Below are 23628 nucleotides of genomic sequence, written 5' to 3' on the forward strand. Positions count from 1 at the left end.
GAACGCCTTATCCGACCCACGTGTGACCTGTAGGCCTGATAAGACGCGGTAAGCGTCGCATCAGGCATGGTGCTCCAGACGCCACAACTTACTGCTGTGAAGCCTGCTGAAACAGGTGTTCCCACATATCGGTCACCAGCGCCTGATCGCGTGGCGACAATTCACCCGCACCAATCGCTTTCTCCAGACTCTGGCTAACGGTTGTATGCACCGCCTGAGCGGAGTGGTCATCACCACTTTCCAGTTCTGCGATGGCTAACGTCAGGTGGCCACGCAAATACCCACTGGCAAACAACTCATCATCACTGGCATGGTCAACCATACCGTCGATTAATGCCAGAATGCGTGATTCAAACTCCGCGATCATCTTCTTTCCTCATTGTAAACGTGGCGCTGGCTTCAGTTGAGCGCTTCCGGCCACGGGAACTGTTCCGCCGTAAGTTCCGGCGTGTGATAATAATTTCGTAATGCTTTTATGAAGCGTGCCGGACGTTCAGGAATACCGTTCACCAGATAATCCATCACCTGCGCATGAACCCGTCGTTGGAATACCACACGATCCGGTTCGACGTCGCCTTCCAGGTTGTCGCAACTGACGTTAAACGGATATCCCGCCGCCACGCAGAACAACCAGTCAAGCGCCTGCGGCTTAACTTCAACATCTTCAAACTGGCTTTGCGTCCGGGCATCGCGTCCGTCAGGGCAATACCAGTAACCAAAATCAACCAGTTCACGGCGCGCTTTCCCGGCAATACACCAGTGCGAAATCTCGTGGATAGCACTGGCGTAAAAGCCATGAGCAAAGACGATTCGGTTATATGGAACTTCCGCATCAGCAGGAAGATAGATCGGTTCGTCGTCGCCTTTAATCAGACGGGTATTAAATTCATCGGCAAAGCAGCTATTAAAAATTTCAATCAACTGCTTGTAGTGGTGTGTACTGTTCATTAGTTCATCCCCAACCAGTGGAGGATCTCCTGTCCATGGCTATCATAAAGTAATTTGGCACTCATCACCGCCGAGACGATAACGATCATCGGGCGGATCAGTTTTTGTCCTTTGCTCAACACCAGTCTTGAACCCATACGCGCGCCGAGGAACTGCCCCACCAGCATCACGAATCCTGTCGCCCAAATCACTTTGCCGCCGAGAATAAACAGCAGCAGACCGCCGATGTTTGACGTTGCGTTAAGTAATTTGGCATGGGCGGTGGCTTTGGCGAGGTTAAAGCCGCACAGCGTAACGAAGGCCAGTGCGTAAAACGATCCGGCTGCCGGGCCAAAGAATCCGTCGTAAAAACCAACGCAGCCCCCTGCTACCAGCGCAAATGGCAGCCCATACATCCGACGCTGGCGATCTTCTTCTCCCAGTTTGGGCATCAGTAAGAAATAAAGACCGATACAAATCACCAGAATCGGTAAAATTTGCCGCAGCACATCAGCTTTAACATACTGCACCAGCAGTGCGCCGCTCATCGAGCCGACAAAGGTCATGGCGATATTGAGTTTCTGATCGCTTAAGCTGACGACTTTGCGGCGAATAAAGTAGATGGTGGCGGAAATAGAGCCACCGCAGGCTTGCAGTTTGTTAGTTGCCAGCGCGTTAGCCGGAGACATCCCCGCCGCCATCAATGCCGGAATAGTGAGTAACCCACCACCACCGGCAATCGAGTCGATAAATCCCGCCAGTATCGCGACAAAAAAGAGAACTCCCAGCAACAGCGGGGAAACCATAAACAGGCTATTAAACGTTTCCATTAGATCACGTGCTCATCCAGTAGCGCCTGGCAGGAAGGCGGCAACGGAGGCGGTGTCTTCTTCTCAGGCTTTGTTGTTCCCGGTTTTGGTGGTTCAAACCAGCTTTGCAGTTCTGCCCCGCAACCATCGCCCGGCGGTGGTAAAGGTTGGTCTTCACACTCCAGGCTATCGGCAGGACAACGTAATCGTACATGCATATGTGCGCGATGCTGGAACCAGGGTCGCACTTTCCGCAACCAGTCACGATCGGTGCCTGCATCAAGGCAAAGTTGTTGTTTAATCGCCGGATTAACAAAAATGCGCGTCACGTCTTTGTCCTGCGCAGCAAGTTTGATCAGACTGAAAATTTCCGGCTTCCACAGCGTTGGGACGACATGCTTGCCATCACGGGAAACCAAATCCAGCGCCTGCGGACGCAAAAGTTGCGCGGCGGTCCAGCGAGTTTTCGGCAGTTGCAGGAAGATATCGACATCCAGTCCGGTCTGGTGGCTGGCGTGGCCGCCGTTGAAACGCCCACCTGCGGGCATCCCCATATCGCCAATCAGCACCGTCCCCATACCCAGATTGTTCACCTGGCTACTCAGACGCTGGATAAACATCACCAGATCCGGATGACCGAAATAGCGACGCTGATCGGTACGCATCACCTGATAATGTTCGGACTGTATCGGCAGCGTGTCAGCGCCGACGATACAGCCATTGGAAAAACTGCCTATCGATTGTGCGCTACCCGGCACAGGTTGGGTAATTTTTTGCCACGGCGTTGCTGCCAGGCTGGTGCTACTGGCAAACAGGGCCAGCAGCGCAATCGCAGTTTTGTTCATTTTTTACCAGCGTGGAATATCAGTCTTCACATCGGCATTTTGCGCCCGTTGTCGTAACAGGTGATCCATCAAAACGATTGCCAGCATCGCTTCAGCGATCGGCACCGCGCGGATCCCGACACAAGGATCGTGACGGCCTTTGGTGATCATCTCAACTTCTTCGCCAAAGCGGTTAATTGTACGCCCAGGCACGGTAATGCTGGAGGTCGGTTTTAGCGCCATATGGGCAATGATTTGCTGCCCGCTGCTGATACCACCGAGAATACCGCCCGCATGGTTGCTCTGAAAACCTTCTTTGGTGATTTCGTCGCGGTTCTGGCTGCCACGCAGCGCCACCACGTCAAAACCGTCGCCAATTTCCACGCCTTTCACCGCATTAATGCTCATCAACGCGTGGGCGATGTCAGCATCCAGGCGATCAAATACCGGTTCGCCAAGTCCGGCAGGTACGCCACTGGCAACAACAGTCACTTTCGCACCGATGGAGTCGCCCTCTTTTTTCAGCGCGCGCATCAACTCATCTAACGCGTCGATTTTATCCGGGTCCGGGCAGAAGAACGGATTTTGTTCAACTTGCGACCAGTCTTTGATTTCCAGTGGAATGTCGCCCATCTGGCTCAGGCAGCCGCGAATTTCGATGCCAAATTTTCCGGCGAGATATTTTTTAGCAATTGCTCCAGCCGCAACGCGCATGGCGGTTTCACGGGCGGAAGAACGTCCGCCGCCGCGATAATCGCGCAGGCCGTATTTTTGTTCGTAGGTGTAATCAGCATGACCCGGACGGAAAACGTCTTTAATTGCGCTGTAATCTTGAGAGCGCTGGTCGGTGTTTTCGATCAACAAGCCAATACTGGTGCCGGTGGTGACACCTTCAAAAACGCCGGAAAGAATTTTGACCTGATCCGGTTCACGACGCTGTGTGGTATAGCGCGATGTCCCCGGGCGACGCCGGTCGAGATCGTGTTGCAGGTCTGCTTCCGTCAGCGGGATGCCTGGCGGAACACCATCGACGATGCAACCGAGCGCAAGCCCGTGCGATTCACCGAAGGTGGTTACGCGAAAGAGTTGTCCAATTGTGTTTCCAGCCATCACGGCTCCGTTATTGTTGTGTTTGCATTTTTTACTCTAAATAATTCAAGTTGCAGGAAGGCGACAAGTGAGTGAATCCCCAGGAGCTTACAGAAGTAAGTGACTGGGGTGAACGACAAATCCGCATGGAGCGGATTTGAACGCTACTTGCAGCGGCCCCGTAAAGGGGGAGGCCCATGGATGAGCCGAATAACCCGCAGACGCAGCACATGCAACTTAAAGAATGTCGAGTAAATTTAATCTTTATAAATACCAAAATGTTCTCGTGCCGCAATAAGCTGCGCTTTGGTGAGCATAAACACACCATCGCCACCGTTATCAAACTCCAGCCAGGTGAACGGAACATCCGGATATTGTTCCATCAGATGTACCATGCTGTTGCCGACTTCACAAATCAGTACACCATCATCAGCAAGATAATCCGCCGCGTTGCCGAGAATGCGACGTGTCAGTTTCAGGCCATCAGTGCCAGACGCCAGCCCCAGCTCCGGCTCGTGACGGTATTCGTTTGGCAGGTCGGACATATCTTCCGCATCGACATACGGCGGGTTGGTGACGATCAGGTCGTACTGCACTTTCGGCAAATCACGGAACAGATCGGAACGAATCGGTATGACGTTGTGGATCAGACCATGTTCTTCAATGTTCTGTTCGGCTACCGCCAGCGCGTCGGGAGAGATGTCCACCGCGTCGACTTCCGCTTCCGGGAAGGCATAAGCGCAGGCAATAGCAATGCAGCCACTACCGGTACACATATCCAGAATATGTTGCGGTTGCTTGCTGATAAGTCCGGCAAATTTATTGTTGATCAGTTCACCAATCGGTGAACGCGGCACCAGCACGCGTTCATCGACGTAAAATTCATGGCCGCAGAACCAGGCTTTGTTGGTCAGATAGGCAACCGGAACGCGCTCGTTGACGCGGCGGATCACGCGCTCAACAATACGGTGTTTTTCGCTGGAGGTCAGGCGGGCGTTGCGCATATCTTCCGGAATATCCAGCGGCAGGTAGAGCGACGGCAATACCAGTTGCACCGCTTCGTCCCACGGGTTGTCGGTGCCATGACCGTACCAGATATTTGCCGCGCTGAAGCGGCTAACCGACCAGCGCAACATGTCCTGAATGGTTTGCAGTTCATTTACTGCTTCATCAACGAAAATTTTATCCACGTATTCCTCCAGGGCATGGTCGCATTAATTTCGGCGGCTAGTTTGCCATGAAGATGACGATAAATCAGCATTCACGCGGCAATGACGCAGGAAAATTATGTTTTGGCCGATCGATTGCGCTACGAGTCGGGTAAACTGTAGGAAAAATAAAATAGAGATGCATAGATGAAAAAGAAAACAACTCTCAGCGAGGAGGATCAGGCCCTGTTTCGCCAGTTGATGGCGGGTACTCGCAAGATTAAGCAGGACACGATTGTCCATCGACCACAACGAAAAAAAGTCAGCGAAGTGCCGGTCAAGCGGTTGATTCAGGAGCAGGCTGATGCCAGCCATTATTTCTCTGATGAATTTCAGCCGTTATTAAATACCGAAGGCCCGGTTAAATATGTCCGCCCGGATGTCAGTCATTTTGAGGCGAAGAAACTGCGACGCGGTGATTATTCGCCGGAGTTGTTTCTTGATTTGCACGGCCTGACGCAGCTACAAGCCAAACAGGAACTGGGCGCATTAATTGCCGCCTGTCGCCGTGAACATGTGTTTTGCGCCTGTGTGATGCATGGGCACGGTAAGCATATTTTGAAGCAACAAACACCACTGTGGCTGGCACAGCATCCGCATGTGATGGCATTTCACCAGGCACCAAAAGAGTACGGCGGCGACGCGGCGTTATTGGTATTGATTGAAGTGGAAGAGTGGCTGCCGCCAGAACTTCCCTGACATTCAATACAACAAGAGCCACTTAAGTGGCTCTCTGAAAGTTGATATGCGATATAAACGTTGCGTAATTATATCGCTTTTGCCATTTTCAAATTACACGGGCTCATCTGCCAGTTAAATTCGCCTTTTCCGCTTTCATCAAGCGTTACGCTGGCAATAGCTGAAGTGGTAAACATAGGCGGCGTTTCGCCCGGACATAACTCGGCTACCAGATAACCGACTAAGGGTAAGTGAGAGATAACCAGTACCGACCCGACTCCCTCGTTGGTCAATGCCTGAAGATAAGCACTAACCAGACCGACATCGCCGCAGGGCGTCAATTCTGGCAGAACTTCGACACTGGATGGCAGTTCCATACAATCACCTACGACATCCAGAGTTTGCTCGGCTCGCAGGAACGGGCTCACCAGAACACGTTCGACTTCCACTTTTTGACCTTTCAGCCAGTTCGCCATCAGGCGAGATTCGTCACAACCGTTAGTGGTCAGAGGACGAACCGAATCACTGGCGGCATCGAGGGCTGCGTCGCCGTGACGCATGATAAAAACTTGCATATTGCACCGCTTTTGTTAACCAGATTCACCCGTCTTCTTTCATCTGAAACCAGAGAAAGAAGACGGTGGCCGGCATTGTGCCTTATCCATTCACCGAATGAAACGCTGTTTTTTACCTCAATGGCGTAAGTATAGTCAATATGCGTTTACATTTTAACCAGTACTCCACCATTCAGCGCGGATTCATATAGCTTTGACCTTCTTATTGCAGGTCAGTTGCAGTTGTTTTCCAAAAACTTTCCCCATGCTCACTCATCTCAAGTAAACGCTCGCAAGGGGTAAAACGGGAACCATATTGCGCGGCCAGTCGTTGCATTATTGCAACCACTTCGCCCGCGCCGAGAGAATCGATATAGCGGAACGGACCACCGAGAAATGGCGGAAAACCAATTCCAAATACTGCGCCAATATCCCCGTCTCGCACGCTACGGATAACCTGCTCGTCCAGACAACGTACTGCTTCATTCAGCATCAACATCACACACCGTTCAGCAACCTGCGGTGCGGACAGTCGCCCCTGCCCTTGCGCGCCAATCAACGGGTAAATGGCGGGATCAACCTGTTTTTTGCTTTTACGCCCTTTTTGGCGGTAAAGATAGAAACCCCGGCCATTTTTTCTACCTTTGCGATCGTCGTTCAAAATTGAAGAAACAACATTTGCAGGCGCACTAAAACGTTCTCCATAAGTTGCTTCCAGTACAGGAATAATTTTAGTCCCTGTGTCGATTCCTACCTCATCCAAAAGTTGGATTGGTCCCACCGGAAAACCAAATTTAACCAGTGCGGCATCAATGTGCTCAACACGCTCACCTTCGGTCAACATGCGGATAGCTTCATTAATGTAAGGTGCCAGAATGCGATTAACGTAAAATCCGGCTTTATCCTGCACCACGATTGGCGTTTTGCCCTGTTTTTTCGCCAGTTTTACCGTGGTGGCGAGGGTTTGCGCCGATGTCCCGGCGTGAGGAATGATTTCTACCAGCGGCATTTTTTCTACCGGGCTGAAGAAATGCAGGCCGATAACCTGCCCTGGTCGTGAGGCGTGAGCGGCAATATCGCTAATCGGTAAAGATGAGGTATTGGAGGCAAAAATTGTATGAGGGGCGCAGTTTTGCTCCACTTCCGCCACCATCTGTTGTTTTAATTCGAGATTTTCAAACACTGCTTCAATAATCAGATCGCGATGGGAAAAACCGTGATAATCCATAGAACCTGAAATCAGCGCCAATTGTTTGTCGCGTTCACTGGCTTTGATATGCCGGCGGCGCACTTTCCCCTCCAACTGATCCCAACTGTATTTCAAAGCATGATTTATGCCCTGGGCGTTGATATCTTTAATTCTTACAGGTAGCCCCGCTTTACCGGCTGTAACGTAAGCAATACCACCGCCCATCAAGCCACCACCTAATATCCCCACGCTATTTAATGGGGCGGGGGCAACATCGCTGCCAGGATCTTTCTTCACGTCGGTACTGGCAAAAAAGATATTACGCAGAGCCTGTGATTGCGATGTCATTGCCAGTTCACCAAAGGCCCGTGCTTCAGCGTCATAACCGCTACTGGAGCCCTGCGCTAATCCTGTTTCGATAACCTCAAGAATGCGTTCTGTCGCCGGGTAGTTGCCCTGGGTTTTCTGTTCTGTTTTCTTGCCTGCCATTTTGAATAACAGCGCACGACCTAATGGCCCGGCCATCACTCGTTCACGAATCGGGAGAGTCCGAGAAACTGTACGCTCCTGCTTCGCCAGCTCTACAGCGGCTTCCAGTAAAATAGAATGCGGAACGACGTCATCCACCAGCCCCAGCTTTAACGCCTGCTTTGCCCGTAGTTGCTTGCCAGTGAGGATCATCTCTAGTGCTGTGCTGACGCCGATCAGGCGCGGTAAACGCTGGGTGCCGCCTGAACCAGGTAACAACCCAAGTTGTACTTCCGGCAAACCGAGCACGGTTTTAGGATCGTCTGTACAGATACGACCGTGGCACGCCAGTGCCAGCTCCAGACCACCGCCCAGGCAAGCGCCGTGAATGGCGGCAATAACAGGAACTGGCAAAGCATGAATTTCCGCCATCAACTGTTGGCCCTGCCGCGCCAGTGCTTCCGCTTCTTGCGCGGTTTTGCAGTTGCCAATCATGTTGATGTCTGCACCGGCAATAAAGTTGTCCGGTTTAGCGGAGATAAACACTACGCCTCGAAGTTCTTTATTTTCGCGGAGTTGTTTAATAATGGCGCGCACCTGCGAGGCAAACTCTGCCTTCAGGGTATTCATTCTTTCGCCGGGAACGTCAATGGTGATGACGGCAATATTGTCCAGACGTACATTGAGGGTAAAAGCCGATACCATTTCCATTATTCCGCCTCCAGAACCATTGCCGCACCAAGTCCACCTGCGGCACAGGCGGTCACTAAACCAAATCCACCGCCGCGACGGCGAAGTTCGTGTAATGTCTGGGTAATCATCCGCGCGCCGGTTGCCGCGAAGGGATGACCATAAGCAATGGAACCGCCAAGCACGTTAAATTTGCTATCGTCCACTTCGCCAGTGGCATGTGCACGCCCCAGCACATCGCGGGCAAAACGTTCGCTACCCAGCAACTGAATATTTGCCAGCGTCTGGGCGGCAAATGCTTCATGCATATCAATCAATGTCAGATCGGCCATCGTCAGGCCTGCTCTCTCCAGCGCCAGCGGCGTTGACCAGGCCGGACCAAGCAACATATCCTGCCAGACATCAATAGCGGTAAACGCGTAACTGCGCAGATATCCCAGCGGCACCAGCCCTAATTCTTTCGCTCGCGATTCGGTCATCAGGATCACTGCCGCCGCGCCATCGGTCAGAGGCGTACTGTTCGCCGCAGTTACCGTTCCGTGTTTACGGTCAAATGCCGGACGCAGTTTTGCGTAATCAGCAAGCGTGGAATTACCGCGAATATTGTTGTCTTCCGCGAGGGGTTGTTTATAAGGAGGGATAAAGGCGGTCATCACCTCTTCTTTGAGTTTGCCTTCTGACCATGCCTGGGCAGCACGCTGGTGCGAACGGTGCGCCAGTGCATCTTGCTGTTCGCGGGTGATACCGTAGGTTTTCGCCATTTGTTCGGCGGTATCGCCCATTCGCAAACCGGTGGAATATTCCGCTACCGCAGGCGGAACAGGCATTAAGTCACGCAAACGCAAGCTGGAGAAGAGTTTAAGACGCTGGCTCAGCGTGCGGGCTTTGTTGACATCAACCAACACGCGCGCCAGTTTTTTACTGACGCCAATTGGCAATACCGAAGAGGAATCGGCCCCGCCAGCAATACCGGCGCGGATGGTTCCCGCCATCAGGCTTTCGGCCACGTTCGCAACCGCCTGGAAACTGGTAGCGCAAGCTCGGCTGACGCTGTATGCGTCGGTATGGACGTTCATTCCAGTGCCAAGAACAATTTCACGCGCAATATTGGGAGCCTCTGGCATTTGCACAACCTGACCAAAGACCAGTTGTTCAATCACTTCGGCGGGGATCTCACTACGTGCCAGCAGCTCACCGACGACCATCTTCCCCAAATCAACAGCGGGAATGCCATGAAAAGCCGTTGCCTGGCGAGCAAAAGGCGTACGTAACCCGCTAACGATGGCGATGCGATCGCCCTGGCGGGTAACCAGCGGTAAAACCTGACCCATAACACTCCCCTGTAAAAAAAGACATAAAGTGGTCTGACCTGATCATAGTCTTAACTATTTTTTTACATTTAGCCAAGTGGAGAAAAGGGAAAGTGGGAGCTATGACACAGAGAGAAAAGAAGAAGAGAAAATAAAACGCCCCTGCCAACAACCTGGCAGGGGCGTATGTACCCGAGAGGAATTAACGCAGACCCAACTGGAAAATCAGCATTTCAGCTTCGCAGGCAAAAGTGAAATCAATATCCAGGCGAACACCGTCAGACTCTTCAGTGAAAGTCGGGGTGATTTTGCATGGTTCGGATTCTACGCTACGGGCTTTTTCAGTCAGCGCCGCCAGCGTTTGTTCTGCTTCTGCGCGGTTTGCAAACACGCGGCTGTAAGACGCGGTGCAATCGGAGTTGTCCATAATGGTGCCAACATCCATACAGCAGCAAACCGGGGTTTCATCAGCACTACATTTACTCATCGTTGATTTCCTCTGTATGTGCACCCAAGGTGCCAGATAAACGTTACGGATATTTTACGCTTCTGAAAAGTGCTGCTCCAGTTGTTAATTCTGCAAAATCAGATAAGTGACCGAAATCACACTTAAAAATGATCTAAAACAAAATTCACCTGGATGAATGAGTGCGCCACCTCCAAATTTTGCCAACTGGATCGCGTTTCTTAGATCATATTTGAAAAAATATAGAAACATACTTGCAACATTCCATCTGGTCAGACCTATACTCTCGCCACTGGTCTGATTTCTAAGATGTACATCAGCCCCTACACTTCGCGCTCCTGTTACAGCACGTAACATAGTTTGTATAAAAATAAATTATTGAGGTTATGGTCATGAGCCAGAAAACCCTGTTTACAAAGTCTGCTCTCGCAGTCGCAGTGGCACTTATCTCCACCCAGGCCTGGTCGGCAGGCTTTCAGTTAAACGAATTTTCTTCCTCTGGCCTGGGTCGGGCTTATTCAGGGGAAGGCGCTATTGCCGATGATGCTGGTAATGTCAGCCGTAACCCCGCGTTGATTACCATGTTTGACCGCCCGACTTTTTCTGCGGGTGCGGTTTATATTGATCCGGATGTGAATATCAGCGGAACTTCTCCGTCTGGTCGTAGCCTCGACGCGGATAACATCGCACCTACAGCATGGGTTCCGAACGCACACTTTGTTGCGCCGATTAACGACCAATTTGGTTGGGGGGCTTCCATTACCTCTAACTATGGTCTGGCGACAGAGTTTAATGACACTTATGCAGGCGGTTCTGTCGGTGGTACAACCGACCTCGAAACCGTGAATATGAATTTAAGCGGTGCCTACCGCTTAAACAACGCCTGGAGTTTCGGTCTTGGTCTTAACGCCGTCTATGCTCGTGCAAAAATTGAACGTTTTGCAGGTGATCTGGGGCAACTGGTTGCTGGTCAGATTATGCAATCTCCCGCCGGACGGACACCACAGGGACAAGCGCTGGCTGCAGCCGCTAATGATATTGAAAGTAACACCAAAATTGCTCATCTGAACGGCAACCAGTGGGGCTTTGGCTGGAACGCCGGGATCCTGTATGAACTGGATAAAAACAACCGCTACGCGTTGACCTACCGTTCTGAGGTAAAAATTGACTTCAAAGGTAACTACAGCAGCGACTTGCCAATTGGCCTGAATAACTACAATCTCGGTTTGCCTGGTGCTACAGGTGGCGCAACGCAGTCGGGTTATCTGACGCTGAACCTGCCTGAAATGTGGGAAGTGTCTGGTTATAACCGTGTTGATCCGCAGTGGGCGATTCACTATAGCCTGGCTTACACCAGTTGGAGTCAGTTCCAACAACTGAAAGCAACCTCAACCGGTGGCGACACGCTGTTCCAGAAACATGAAGGCTTTAAAGATGCTTACCGCATCGCGTTGGGTACAACTTATTACTACGATGATAACTGGACCTTCCGTACCGGCATTGCCTTCGATGACAGCCCAGTTCCGGCACAGAACCGTTCTATCTCCATTCCGGATCAGGACCGTTTCTGGCTGAGCGCAGGTACTACTTACGCATTTAATAAAGATGCTTCTGTAGATGTCGGCGTCTCTTATATGCACGGTCAGAGCGTGAAGATCAACGAAGGTCCATATCAATTCGAGTCTGAAGGTAAAGCCTGGCTGTTCGGGACTAACTTTAACTACGCGTTCTAATAACACGTTAGCTTAATAAGAAAAAAGGTGAGTTTTACGACTCACCTTTTTTATTTGCATCTTATTCAGAATCGATATCTTTTAAATCATCCTGAATCGCTTGCGCGTTCGGGTTTTCCTGCGGTTTGAGTTCGCCGCCATTGGCGATGAAATCATGACGCTGGAAGTAAGCCTCGCGAACCATAATATAAGGATCGGACGACTGACGAAGCAGACCGTCGGAATCCAGTAACTGCGCACGGGTTTCGATCCCTTCAAGCGTCCATTTACCCACAGACATCGGCCAGGTCAACCAGGAAAGTACCGGGTAAAGAGCATCTGCCATATCACCGCCGTCATCACGCAGCGTGAAACTACCGTAGAACGGTAACTGAACATACGGCCCATAGCCCACGCCATAGTGACCGAGCGTACTACCAAAACGGTGAGGTTCAGTACGTTGCAGTTTCGGATTCGCCATCCCCGCAACATCAATAAAGCCGCCCATCCCCAAAATGGTGTTCAGGAAAAAGCGGGTAAAGTGAACCATCCCTTGATAAGGGTCGCCCTGCAGGAAATAGTTAACCATCACCGCAGGTTCTTCAAGGTTGCCGGTAAAATTGCTCAAACCGTTACGCGCCGGTTGCGGAACATAATCACGCCAGGCGACAGCTACCGGTCGAACCACATACGGGTCTAACACATTGAAGTTAAAATTGTACATGGTGCGGTTGAACCCTTCTAACGGGTCTGAACGCCCTTGCTGATCTGTACCGGAACTCGCACACCCCACCAGAAGCGTAGTTCCCAGAGCAAGCGCCGACAGGCGAAGCTTCATAAATGTCTCCCTGTTTTTTATGGCTTTTTATGGCTTATGCAGTTTGCCATCCATGACGGAACGATACCGTATCCGCCTGTTTAGGCGTGGGCGATTGTAGCAGCACGTCAACTGATGTCCAGACGCCCTGAAATGCTGATTTGATCATAGCCTGGTAATCGCCGCCCTGTAGGCTACTTGATTCCGTATAAACAGAAAAAGGCAAACGCGGCCTTTTATACATTTTCAGAGTAACTCCCGCCAGTTGCGAGCAAAAAAGCCGCTACGCTTTAGCTATGCGTGCTAATTCAAGAGACGACACCATGGATAACGACAAAATAGATAAACACAGCGACGAACTTGAAGTAGAGAGTGAAGAAAAAGAACGCGGGAAAAAAATAGAAATAGATGAAGACCGACTCCCCTCCAGAGCGATGGCTATTCACGAGCATATCCGCCAGGACGGCGAAAAAGAGCTGGAACGCGACGCAATGGCGCTACTGTGGTCAGCTATTGCTGCGGGCCTGTCGATGGGCGCTTCGCTACTGGCAAAAGGTATATTTCATGTCGAACTGGAAGGTGTACCGGGGAGTTTTTTGCTGGAGAATCTGGGTTATACCTTTGGTTTTATTATCGTCATTATGGCACGCCAGCAATTATTTACTGAGAATACCGTAACTGCGGTACTGCCGGTAATGCAAAAACCGACTATCGGCAACATCGGCTTACTGATGCGGTTATGGGGCATCGTGCTGCTGGGTAATATTCTTGGAACAGGTATTGCGGCGTGGGCGTTTGAGTATATGCCTATCTTTAATGAAGAAACCCGCGATGCGTTTGTCAAAATCGGCATGGATGTAATGAAAAACACCCCCAGCGAGATGTTTGCCAACGCGATTATCTCCGGCTGGCTGATAGCCACAATGGTATGGATGTTCCCTGCGGCAGGAGCGGCAAAGATTGTGGTAATTATATTAATGACGTGGCTTATCGCCCTGGGTGACACCACCCACATCGTCGTGGGCTCTGTAGAGATCCTCTATCTGGTATTTAACGGCACGCTGCACTGGAGCGATTTCATCTGGCCATTTGCGCTACCTACTCTGGCGGGGAATATTTGCGGCGGCACTTTCATCTTCGCGTTAATGAGCCATGCACAGATCCGCAACGATATGAGTAACAAGCGTAAAGAAGAGGCCCGCCAGAAAGCAGAATGTGCGGAAACTATTAAGAAAAATGATAAAAACCCGGTGTAAGTGGCGAGGGTTTAAGCAATCGAGCGGCGGTGTACTTACTCCGCTGTTTAATAGCGGTTATACTCATGCCGCATTGTCCTCTTAGTTAAATGGATATAACGAGCCCCTCCTAAGGGCTAATTGCAGGTTCGATTCCTGCAGGGGACACCATATCTCCCCCTCATTACCGCCTTCCATACCCCACCATAAAGCGGATCATCAAGCCACAAGCCGGGGCAAGAAACATAAATATCCCCGTTGCCAGCTCATTACCGCCAGTTAACCACATAGTGAAGTAATAAATGAGTGCGGCAAGGATCACCATGCCAAAAAAAGAAGAAACGGCAGATGCTATATTCAGTACCTGACCGATATACCCACTAACACAGACAATGCAAAGCGCGAGAAACATCCATAAATAAATCATAGCTCAACCTCCTGCCGTGCTAAAAAACCTGTAACTTCAGTTACTTTTATAGTAAGACAATCCTTATATACTTGCAATTTATGCAACAATTTATCAACATCCTTCTCTTACCCGACCAGCAGTGGAGTTAAAACAAGGTGTTACAAACGGTTCTTTGTCAGGTGGAAAAATATTTATTCAGCATGATTAATAAAAAGTGGCTGAAAACGATCTGCCAGTGTTACAGTAGAAGTACCGCATTCATGCTCCTCGTGGTTTTGTCCTGGCTAGTCTTTACACTCTTTACAGGAACCATTGTCGTACATGATGGCCTAATATATTGAGTGTACCGCTGTCGACATGGAATCTTCTGCGATACAACAATTAGTATCTACAGAAGGTAACTATGTTTCCACAACGCAAATTTTCCCGCGAGTTTCTCCATCCTCGCTACTGGCTCACGTGGTTTGGTCTTGGCGTACTCTGGCTTTGGGTACAACTTCCTTATCCTGTTCTGTGCTTTCTTGGCACACGTATCGGCACGATGGCCAGACCATTTCTGAAACGTCGCGAATCCATCGCGCGTAAAAACCTTGAACTTTGTTTCCCGCAGCATTCTTCTGAAGAACGCGAGAAGATCATTGCCGAAAACTTTCGCTCGCTTGGTATGGCGCTGGTTGAAACCGGAATGGCGTGGTTCTGGCCCGATCGTCGCGTGCGTAAGTGGTTTGATGTCGAAGGCCTGGATAACCTGCAACGCGCACAAATGCAAAATCGTGGCGTAATGGTCGTCGGCGTACATTTTATGTCGCTGGAACTGGGTGGCCGCGTAATGGGACTTTGCCAGCCAATGATGGCAACTTATCGTCCGCATAATAACCAGTTGATGGAATGGGTGCAGACTCGTGGTCGCATGCGCTCTAACAAAGCGATGATCGGCAGAAATAATCTGCGCGGTATTGTCGGCGCTTTGAAAAAAGGTGAAGCCGTATGGTTTGCCCCCGACCAGGATTATGGTCGTAAGGGTAGCTCCTTCGCCCCGTTCTTTGCGGTAGAAAATGTCGCAACAACCAATGGCACCTACGTATTGTCTCGCCTTTCAGGTTCCGCCATGTTGACTGTGACAATGGTTCGAAAAGCCGATTACAGCGGATACCGTTTGTATATCACCCCAGAAATGGAAGGTTACCCGACTGATGAATGTCAGGCTGCCGCTTATATGAACAAGGTTATTGAGAAAGAGATTATGCGTGCACCGGAGCAATATCTCTGGATCCACCGCCGCTTCAAAACACGTCCGGTGGGTGAAGCGTCGTTATACGTTTAACAAACGACCCGTTCTCTTTCCCTCTTCAAATTAGCCACAATAACTCAATGGTTTTTATGGCTTTTTTCTTAAGGCTTTTCCCTTCGCTAAATCGTGAATTATTACTGGCAGAAATTAAACTGTCGTCGATATGAGACACTCGTAAGTTACTAAAAGTAAATAAGAAAATGCCACTTGTTTCAATTTAGTTTTAGGCGTACATTAGCGCCGTCTCGAGCAAATCAGCTCAGAATTCTGGGATGATGCCCACGGCAAAGCTGAGGACTTTTAAGGTCGTTTTGCCCGGTGTCAACTCACTGTACCAGATGTAGTGAAGTCATTCAGGCGTAACAGTAATTACGCGGAGAGATGTAAAGTGAAATATTTCTTTATGGGCATTTCTTTTATGGTCATCGTTTGGGCCGGTACTTTTGCCCTGATGATCTAAAAGCAAACTGTGCAATGAAAAACAGGAGCCGTCTGGCTCCTGTTTGCTTTTCTGAGAATACATTTATTCGCCGTTTTCGTGAATATGTTTACTGCTGGCTGGCAGTAAGCCATCAGCGCGGAACATTGCTTTGATACCTCTGACAGCCTGACGAATGCGGTCACGGTTTTCAATTAACGCAAAGCGTACATGGGTGTCACCGTAGTCACCAAAACCGATACCCGGCGAGACGCAAACCTTCGCTTCATTGAGCAGCTTTTTGGCAAATTCCAGAGAGCCCATCGCTGCATATGGTTCCGGGATTTTTGCCCAAACATACATTGAGGCTTTCGGTATTTCGACCATCCAGCCCGCTTCATGCAGCCCTTTTACCAGCACATCGCGACGGCGCTTATACTGTTCGGCAATGTCGCGCACACACTGCTGATCGCCTTCCAGCGCCGCAATAGCCGCCACCTGCAACGGTGTAAAGGTGCCGTAATCGTGATAGCTTTTGATGCGTGCCAACGCGCTGACCAGCGTTTTGTTGCCAACCATAAAGCCGATACGCCAGCCTGCCATGTTGTAACTTTTCGACAGCGTAAAGAACTCGACCGCTACGTCGCGTGCGCCCGGAACCTGCATAATTGACGGCGCTTTCCAGCCATCGTAGACGATATCGGCATAAGCCAGGTCATGAACCACCAGCACATCGTAGCGTTTCGCCAGCGCAACAACCTTTTCGAAGAACTCCAGTTCCACACATTGCGCGGTTGGGTTCGACGGGAAGCCGAGGATCATCATCTTCGGTTTCGGATAACTCTCGCGAATAGCACGTTCCAGTTCATTGAAAAAATCAACACCCTCCACCAGCGGTACTGAACGTACCTGCGCCCCGGCAATCACCGCACCGTAGATATGAATCGGGTAGCTGGGATTAGGCACCAGCACCGTGTCACCGTGATCCAGCGTCGCCAGCATCAGGTGCGCCAGCCCCTCTTTCGAGCCAATGGTGACGATGGCTTCTGATTCCGGGTCGATTTCAACGTCGTAGCGATCCTGATACCAGCGAGAAATGGCGCGACGTAACCGTGGAATGCCGCGTGAAGTGGAGTAACCGTGCGTATCCGGGCGCTGTGCTACAGTGCATAACTTTTCAACAATATGCGGCGGAGTTGCGCCGTCAGGGTTACCCATACTGAAATCGATAATATCTTCGCCGCGCCGACGCGCAGCCATTTTCAGTTCAGCGGTAATGTTAAAAACGTAAGGCGGGAGACGATCAATACGCGTAAAGCGACGTTCAGGGCGAGTGTCAGCCATAATTTCCTCAGATTAACGTGAGCGCCCGGACCGTCCGAGCGACGCTACCACGATAGGTGGCTGTTTTGAAAATAGCCTGAATAAAATCTGTCTGTCGAGCGTTTTAGCAAAAAAATTTTTGCTGCCATAAAAGAGGAACATCCGTAATAAAACAGGAAATTCTCACCTTTTCCCAAGAAAACACCACCACATTAATTAACATTATAATTTCAATAAATTTACCAACCTGATGTGCATTATCAAGATATGTATTGCCAATGCACCATTTACCTGACAATCCCCTTTTAAATTTGTGGTTTTTCCTCAAAAATGGTCTGCTGGTCATCAGCCCTCAGGTTACCTATCATAGAGGTTTAATCCTTATCCAGAGTTACCCGTGCACGAAATATTCAACATGCTGCTGGCGGTCTTCGATCGGGCAGCGTTAATGCTTATCTGCCTGTTCTTCCTTATTCGTATCCGCCTGTTTCGCGAGTTGTTACACAAGTCGGCGCACTCACCAAAAGAGTTGCTTGCCGTTACCGCCATTTTCTCGTTGTTCGCCCTGTTCAGCACCTGGTCCGGCGTGCCGGTGGAAGGCTCGCTGGTTAACGTGCGTATTATTGCGGTAATGTCAGGCGGGATTTTATTTGGCCCGTGGGTGGGCATCATTACCGGCGTAATAGCCGGGATTCACCGCTATCTTATTGATATTGGAGGCGTGACGGCGATCCCCTGCTTTATCACCAGTATTCTGGCGGGCTGTATTTCTGGCTGGATTAACCTGAAAATCCCCAAAGCGCAGCGTTGGCGCGTCGGTATTCTGGGCGGTATGCTCTGCGAAACACTAACCATGATTCTGGTGATTGTCTGGGCACCAACCACCGAGCTGGGGCTGGATATCGTCTCCAAAATCGGGATTCCGATGATCCTCGGCAGTGTCTGTATCGGCTTTATTGTACTGCTGGTGCAAAGCGTTGAAGGCGAAAAAGAGGCCAGCGCTGCGCGGCAGGCCAAGCTGGCGCTGGATATTGCCAATAAAACCCTGCCGCTGTTTCGTCACGTGAATAGCGAATCGTTACGTAAAGTCTGTGAAATTATCCGTGACGACATTCACGCCGACGCGGTGGCAATTACCAATACCGAGCATGTGCTGGCCTATGTCGGTGTGGGCGAGCATAACTACCAGAATGGCGATGACTTCATTAGCCCAACGACGCGTCAGGCGATGAATTATGGGAAAATCATCATTAAAAACAATGATGAAGCCCACCGCACACCGGAAATCCACTCGATGCTGGTGATCCCATTGTGGGAGAAAGGCGTTGTGACCGGAACGCTGAAAATTTACTACTGCCACGCGCACCAGATTACGTCCTCATTACAGGAGATGGCGGTAGGACTGTCGCAAATTATCTCCACCCAACTGGAGGTTTCCCGTGCCGAGCAGTTACGTGAAATGGCAAATAAGGCAGAGCTTCGCGCCCTGCAAAGTAAAATTAATCCCCATTTCCTGTTTAACGCACTGAACGCAATCTCCTCATCGATTCGTCTGAATCCAGATACCGCTCGCCAGTTGATCTTTAATCTGTCGCGTTATCTGCGCTATAACATTGAATTAAAAGACGATGAGCAAATCGATATTAAAAAAGAGCTATATCAAATCAAAGACTATATCGCCATTGAGCAGGCCCGCTTTGGTGACAAGCTGACGGTTATCTATGATATTGATGAAGAGGTGAATTGCTGTATTCCCAGCCTGCTGATTCAGCCGTTGGTGGAGAACGCCATTGTCCACGGCATTCAACCCTGTAAAGGAAAAGGTGTTGTAACTATTAGCGTCGCAGAGTGCGGTAATCGGGTCCGCATTGCGGTCAGAGATACCGGGCATGGCATCGATCCACAAGTGATTGAACGAGTCGAAGCGAACGAAATGCCAGGTAATAAAATAGGCCTGTTGAATGTGCATCATCGCGTGAAGTTATTGTATGGCGAGGGGCTGCATATCCGCCGTCTGGAACCCGGAACGGAAATTGCGTTTTACATTCCTAACCAACGCACCCCTGTCGCCTCACAGGCTACGTTATTGCTTTGAGCCGGAGTGATATTGTGAAAGTCATCATTGTTGAAGACGAATTCCTGGCGCAACAGGAACTGAGCTGGCTAATTAAAGAGCATAGCCAGATGGAGATTGTCGGCACCTTTGACGACGGTCTGGACGTGTTGAAGTTTTTGCAACATAACCGCGTCGACGCCATTTTTCTGGATATCAATATTCCGTCGCTGGATGGCGTGCTGCTGGCGCAAAACATCAGCCAGTTCGCCCATAAACCGTTTATTGTGTTTATCACCGCGTGGAAAGAACATGCGGTAGAAGCGTTTGAACTGGAGGCGTTTGACTACATTCTCAAACCGTATCAGGAATCACGCATCACCGGGATGCTACAAAAACTGGAAGCGGCCTGGCAGCAACAGCAAACCAGCAGTACGCCTGCGGTAACAGTAACGCGTGAGAATGACACCATTAATCTGGTGAAAGATGAGCGAATTATCGTCACGCCAATTAATGATATCTATTACGCCGAAGCGCACGAAAAAATGACCTTTGTCTATACGCGGCGTGAATCCTACGTGATGCCGATGAACATCACCGAGTTTTGCAGCAAATTGCCGCCGTCGCATTTTTTCCGCTGCCATCGCTCATTTTGTGTCAATCTGAACAAAATCCGCGAAATCGAACCGTGGTTTAATAACACCTACATTCTACGACTGAAAGATCTGGATTTTGAAGTGCCTGTCAGCCGCAGCAAAGTTAAAGAATTCAGACAATTAATGCATCTATAAATCGGGGATATCCATGAAAGCAACAGGCTTGCCCGCCGATCAACAATTTTTCGCAGATCTGTTCAGCGGCCTGGTGCTTAACCCACAGCGACTGGGGCGCGTCTGGTTTGCCAGCCAGCCCGCCTCGTTGCCGGTGGGCAGTTTATGTATTGATTTCCCCCGGCTGGATATTGTGCTGCGCGGCGAATACGGCAATCAACTGGCAGCAAAACAGCAACGCATGGTGGAAGGGGAAATACTGTTTATTCCGGCGCGCGCGGCTAATTTACCGGTCAACAACAAACCTGTTATGTTGTTAAGCCTGGTGTTTGCACCAACATGGCTGGGGTTGTCGTTTTACGATAGCCGCACCACCACACTGTTACATCCGGTTCGCCAGCTCCAGCTTCCCAGCCTGCAACGCGGTGAAGGTGAAGCAATACTCACCGCCCTCACCCATCTCAGCCGTTCGCCGCTGGAGCAGAATATCATTCAACCGTTGGTACTCAGTTTGCTGCATCTTTGCCGCAACGTGGTAAATATGCCGCCGGGTCATTCGCAGCCGCGCGGCGATTTTCTCTATCACAGCATTTGTAACTGGGTTCAGGATAATTATGCTCACCCGCGAGAATGTGGCGCAGTTTTTTAATATCACGCCAAATCACCTGTCAAAACTGTTTGCGCTGCATGGGACGATGCGATTTATCGAATATGTGCGTTGGGTGCGGATGGCGAAGGCGAGGATGATTTTGCAGAAATACCACCTGTCAATTCATGAAGTAGCACAACGCTGCGGCTTTCCGGATAGCGACTATTTTTGTCGCGTCTTCCGGCGTCAGTTTGGTCTGACGCCAGGAGAGTACAGCGCCCGTTTTCAGGGCTAAACTTAAAAAGTTAGCTCTGTTTCGAGCAGTGTCAGAATACTTTGAGCATCTTTGGCGGCAAACAGCGATTGGCGGAAGTTTTTATTCACCAGTTTGCGCGCCAGTTGCGAAAAGACTTTCACATGGTTCATTCCTTCGCTAGCGCCCAGCGTCAACATGATCACCAGTTCGACATCACCCATCTCTGACTGCCAGTCGACAGGTTTCACCAGGCGGGCAATACTGATACTGGAATGGCGGATCCACTGAGATTTGGTGTGCGGGATCGCCACGCCAAAACCAACGCCAGTGGTGACAATCTCCTCACGCTGCCAGACATCTTCTTCCAGCTCGAACGGATGCTCAGTACGCCCGTTAACGCCAAGGTTGCCGCACAGGAACTGAATAGCCTGCTCTTTATTGCTAAAAGTCTGATCAACGAAGATATTCTCCAGCGCCAGCAGCGGACGAACGTCTTCTTGCGGTGTAAACGCAGTGAGTAACGCTTCAATTTCCTGCGCGCTGCGGCACTCGCACGCCTGACGCGCCAGTTCCTGACACGCCTCGCTATCCAGTTGCCGAAGCTGGTTTTTCACCGCCGGAATGCGTGGGCTACTCATACTTAACTCATCCAGACCCAGCCCAAGCAGTAGCGGCAGATAGCGGCTTTCGCCACCCAGCTCCCCGCAAATTCCCACCCATTTGCCCCGCTGATGCGCAGTGGTAATGATCTGCCGCAACATGCGCAGGAACGATGGCGTAATCGGGTTATACAGCGGCGATACGCGCGGATTATTACGATCGACCGCATACAAATACTGGGTCATATCGTTGGAGCCGATACTGAAGAAATCGACCTCATCACAGAAGTGGTCGATGATGTAACACACCGACGGCACTTCCACCATGATCCCAAGCGGGATCGATTCTGCATGGCGCAGGCCATCGCGTTTAAGCTCAACGATTGCCTTCTGGATCTCACTCTTTACCCATAAGATCTGATCGAGGCTGTGCACCATTGGGATCATCAACTGAGCGTTGCCAAAACTGGCAGCACGCAAAATAGCCCGCAGTTGAGTGCGGAACAGACCAGCAAATTCCGGGTAAATACGTACCGCACGATAGCCGAGGAACGGGTTCTCTTCCTGGGGAATGTTGAGGTAAGGAATGCTTTTATCGCCGCCGATGTCCATCGTACGGAAGATAATCGGCTTTTCGCCCGCTGCCAGTAACACCTGCTGGTAGGCTTCAAACTGTTCCTGCTCGTCCGGCGCACTATCGCGATCCATATACAGCATTTCGGTACGGAACAGCCCGACGCCTTCCGCGCCGTTAGCAAACGCGCCTGGTGCTTCCAGAGCAGTGCCAATATTCGCAGCAATATCAATACGCTTGTGATCGCGGGAGTACGCCTGTTGCGCAGCGGCAAGTGCTTGTTGCTGCTGACGTTTATCCGCCAGCGTCTGTGCCACCTGGTAATAACCACTCACCGCGTCATCAGGATTAATCGCCAGCACGCCGCACTGGGCATCAAGCACCGCCGGTTGTCCGGCATAGCGTGCTATCGCATCCAGCGGCAGGCCGCTAAGAACGGGGATCATCGAAGCACGTGCCAGAATCAGGGTATGCGAGGTGCGCCCGGTTTTCTCCAGAATCATGCCCGCGAGATTTTTTAGATCAAGGCTCAAAAACTGGCTTGGCGTTAAATCCTCAGCAACCAGAATGGTCGGTTTTTCAAGCTCCAGATTATTGCGTGGCTTCAGCTCCGGCCAGGTGATATGCAACAACTGTTCGCTGATATCGCGGATATCGCTGACCCGCTCACGCAGGTAATCGCTGGCAGAGGCAGAAAGTTTGTCGCAAACCTGTTCCATATTACTGATGATCGCCGCGCCCAGCCCCTGATGCTGTTCAGCCATCAGCCGACGGATATTGCCTGAAAACTCGTCATCCTGAATCAGTGACAAATGGGCGCTGAGAATAGTTTTGCTTTCGCCGTCACGCTCACGCAGTTGCTGGTTCAGTTGCTCGGCAAGCGTTGCCAGGCTGTGTTCCAGTCGGGTGGAATCTTGTGCGCAGGCGGGGATCGCGCGATAACTGTCGAGATTATCGCTCTGTAATAAGGTCAGTGTACCAACGCCGATACCGCTCGCCAGCACATTTCCATACAACAAATCTGGATTCAGGCGGCTTAATGAACGCGGTAACGGATGTGCCATCAGCTCTGCCTGCGTCGGCTGGACGCTGTCGCTGTCGATAAAGCGCACCTGGATATATTCTTCCAGCACGCGCCGCGCCTGCTCTTCATCGCTGCCGCTAATGTTCAGGCTGCAACTGTCATTAAATAAGGTTCCGGTGCCAATCAGTGCCAGCGAGCTTTTTGCATCGGCCTTCGCATTCTGGCGATGGTTGATGAAGGTCACTGCACTTTGCCACTGGCTGCACTGTTCTTTAAGTTCCCACGCCGGGCGAGCATGAAGACCGTTAGGCAAAGGGCAAAGAAATTGAATCGTTAACATAACCGC

The 23628-nt window shown here is 50.7% G+C and carries 22 protein-coding genes, 1 tRNA gene and 1 pseudogene; 9 read left to right on the forward strand and 15 right to left on the reverse strand.

The window, feature by feature from the left end:
* Positions 1-88: 88 nt before the first annotated feature.
* The 6 genes from A31E_RS10875 to prmB all read right to left on the reverse strand — a co-directional run bounded on the left by A31E_RS10875 (position 89) and on the right by prmB (position 4839).
* Complete coding sequence (locus A31E_RS10875) at positions 89-367, reverse strand: YfcL family protein (protein WP_000559761.1); 279 nt, start codon at positions 365-367, stop codon at positions 89-91.
* Positions 368-399: 32 nt separating this feature from the next.
* Positions 400-948 (reverse strand): elongation factor P hydroxylase, encoded by a 549-nt coding sequence (gene epmC, locus A31E_RS10870; protein WP_001089254.1) that lies wholly within the window; start codon positions 946-948, stop codon positions 400-402.
* Positions 948-1757, reverse strand: coding sequence for a sulfite exporter TauE/SafE family protein (locus tag A31E_RS10865; protein WP_000447350.1), 810 nt, complete (start codon positions 1755-1757; stop codon positions 948-950). The genes epmC and A31E_RS10865 overlap by 1 nt, the downstream gene beginning before the upstream one ends.
* Complete coding sequence (mepA, locus tag A31E_RS10860) at positions 1757-2581, reverse strand: penicillin-insensitive murein endopeptidase (protein WP_016249026.1); 825 nt, start codon at positions 2579-2581, stop codon at positions 1757-1759. The genes A31E_RS10865 and mepA overlap by 1 nt, the downstream gene beginning before the upstream one ends.
* Positions 2582-2584: 3 nt before the next feature.
* Complete coding sequence (gene aroC, locus A31E_RS10855; protein WP_016249027.1) at positions 2585-3670, reverse strand: chorismate synthase; 1086 nt, start codon at positions 3668-3670, stop codon at positions 2585-2587.
* Positions 3671-3906: 236 nt separating this feature from the next.
* On the reverse strand, positions 3907-4839 hold the full coding sequence (gene prmB / locus A31E_RS10850; RefSeq protein WP_001516801.1) for a 50S ribosomal protein L3 N(5)-glutamine methyltransferase: 933 nt from the start codon (positions 4837-4839) through the stop codon (positions 3907-3909).
* A 165-nt stretch (positions 4840-5004) separates the two neighbouring features.
* Here prmB and smrB point away from each other — a divergent pair, with 165 nt between their 5' ends.
* Positions 5005-5556 (forward strand): endonuclease SmrB, encoded by a 552-nt coding sequence (gene smrB / locus A31E_RS10845; RefSeq protein ID WP_000730816.1) that lies wholly within the window; start codon positions 5005-5007, stop codon positions 5554-5556.
* Between the two features lie 68 nt (positions 5557-5624).
* Here the strand turns inward: smrB and sixA are convergent, their stop codons facing one another.
* The 4 genes from sixA to A31E_RS10825 form a co-directional block, all read right to left on the reverse strand.
* Entirely contained in the window at positions 5625-6110 is a 486-nt protein-coding gene (sixA, locus tag A31E_RS10840; RefSeq protein WP_001195823.1) for a phosphohistidine phosphatase SixA, read from the reverse strand.
* A gap of 202 nt (positions 6111-6312) precedes the next feature.
* Positions 6313-8457, reverse strand: coding sequence for a fatty acid oxidation complex subunit alpha FadJ (gene fadJ / locus A31E_RS10835; protein WP_001516802.1), 2145 nt, complete (start codon positions 8455-8457; stop codon positions 6313-6315).
* The gene (fadI, locus tag A31E_RS10830; RefSeq protein ID WP_001516803.1) at positions 8457-9767 is read right to left on the reverse strand and encodes an acetyl-CoA C-acyltransferase FadI; all 1311 of its coding nucleotides are present in this window, start codon (positions 9765-9767) and stop codon (positions 8457-8459) included. Before fadI ends, fadJ begins: the two co-directional genes overlap by 1 nt.
* A gap of 181 nt (positions 9768-9948) precedes the next feature.
* On the reverse strand, positions 9949-10233 hold the full coding sequence (locus A31E_RS10825; protein ID WP_001296261.1) for a YfcZ/YiiS family protein: 285 nt from the start codon (positions 10231-10233) through the stop codon (positions 9949-9951).
* A 371-nt stretch (positions 10234-10604) separates the two neighbouring features.
* On the opposite strand from A31E_RS10825, the gene fadL reads away from it, so the two are divergent.
* Positions 10605-11945 (forward strand): long-chain fatty acid transporter FadL, encoded by a 1341-nt coding sequence (fadL, locus tag A31E_RS10820; RefSeq protein ID WP_001516804.1) that lies wholly within the window; start codon positions 10605-10607, stop codon positions 11943-11945.
* A 61-nt stretch (positions 11946-12006) separates the two neighbouring features.
* Here the strand turns inward: fadL and mlaA are convergent, their stop codons facing one another.
* The gene (gene mlaA / locus A31E_RS10815; RefSeq protein ID WP_000776778.1) at positions 12007-12762 is read right to left on the reverse strand and encodes a phospholipid-binding lipoprotein MlaA; all 756 of its coding nucleotides are present in this window, start codon (positions 12760-12762) and stop codon (positions 12007-12009) included.
* A 302-nt stretch (positions 12763-13064) separates the two neighbouring features.
* Here mlaA and A31E_RS10810 point away from each other — a divergent pair, with 302 nt between their 5' ends.
* Positions 13065-13997: a formate/nitrite transporter family protein gene (locus A31E_RS10810; protein WP_016249028.1), complete on the forward strand. Its 933-nt coding sequence runs from the start codon at positions 13065-13067 to the stop codon at positions 13995-13997.
* A gap of 75 nt (positions 13998-14072) precedes the next feature.
* Positions 14073-14147 (forward strand) — tRNA-Arg (locus A31E_RS10805).
* A gap of 13 nt (positions 14148-14160) precedes the next feature.
* Here the strand turns inward: A31E_RS10805 and A31E_RS10800 are convergent.
* Positions 14161-14403, reverse strand: coding sequence for a YfdY family protein (locus tag A31E_RS10800; protein ID WP_000639873.1), 243 nt, complete (start codon positions 14401-14403; stop codon positions 14161-14163).
* Positions 14404-14788: 385 nt separating this feature from the next.
* Here A31E_RS10800 and lpxP point away from each other — a divergent pair, with 385 nt between their 5' ends.
* Positions 14789-15709, forward strand: a complete 921-nt coding sequence (lpxP, locus tag A31E_RS10795) for a kdo(2)-lipid IV(A) palmitoleoyltransferase (protein WP_000484419.1) — start codon at positions 14789-14791, stop codon at positions 15707-15709.
* 355 nt (positions 15710-16064) lie between these two features.
* Positions 16065-16136 (forward strand): membrane protein YpdK, encoded by a 72-nt coding sequence (gene ypdK / locus A31E_RS25355; RefSeq protein ID WP_010723117.1) that lies wholly within the window; start codon positions 16065-16067, stop codon positions 16134-16136.
* Positions 16137-16199: 63 nt separating this feature from the next.
* Here ypdK and alaC read toward each other — a convergent pair whose 3' ends face one another.
* Complete coding sequence (alaC, locus tag A31E_RS10790; RefSeq protein WP_000785926.1) at positions 16200-17438, reverse strand: alanine transaminase; 1239 nt, start codon at positions 17436-17438, stop codon at positions 16200-16202.
* 103 nt (positions 17439-17541) lie between these two features.
* The gene (locus A31E_RS26245) at positions 17542-17763 is read right to left on the reverse strand and encodes a hypothetical protein (RefSeq protein ID WP_071985588.1); all 222 of its coding nucleotides are present in this window, start codon (positions 17761-17763) and stop codon (positions 17542-17544) included.
* A gap of 51 nt (positions 17764-17814) precedes the next feature.
* On the opposite strand from A31E_RS26245, the gene ypdA reads away from it, so the two are divergent.
* The 3 genes and pseudogenes from ypdA to A31E_RS0122815 all read left to right on the forward strand — a co-directional run bounded on the left by ypdA (position 17815) and on the right by A31E_RS0122815 (position 21124).
* Positions 17815-19512, forward strand: a complete 1698-nt coding sequence (gene ypdA, locus A31E_RS10785; protein ID WP_000544386.1) for a two-component system sensor histidine kinase YpdA — start codon at positions 17815-17817, stop codon at positions 19510-19512.
* Between the two features lie 14 nt (positions 19513-19526).
* Positions 19527-20261 carry a two-component system response regulator YpdB gene (gene ypdB / locus A31E_RS10780; RefSeq protein ID WP_001516812.1) on the forward strand — a complete coding sequence of 245 codons (735 nt, stop codon included), beginning with the start codon at positions 19527-19529 and terminating at the stop codon, positions 20259-20261.
* 13 nt (positions 20262-20274) lie between these two features.
* Positions 20275-21124, forward strand: a pseudogene (locus A31E_RS0122815) (helix-turn-helix transcriptional regulator).
* Between the two features lie 2 nt (positions 21125-21126).
* Here A31E_RS0122815 and ptsP read toward each other — a convergent pair.
* A complete protein-coding gene (gene ptsP, locus A31E_RS10775; RefSeq protein WP_016249031.1) occupies positions 21127-23622 on the reverse strand; it encodes a phosphoenolpyruvate--protein phosphotransferase in 2496 nt (831 codons plus the stop codon).
* Between the last annotated feature and the right edge of the window lie 6 nt (positions 23623-23628).

This window comes from Escherichia sp. KTE159, assembly GCF_000408805.1.
Taxonomy (GTDB): Bacteria; Pseudomonadota; Gammaproteobacteria; order Enterobacterales; family Enterobacteriaceae; genus Escherichia; species Escherichia marmotae.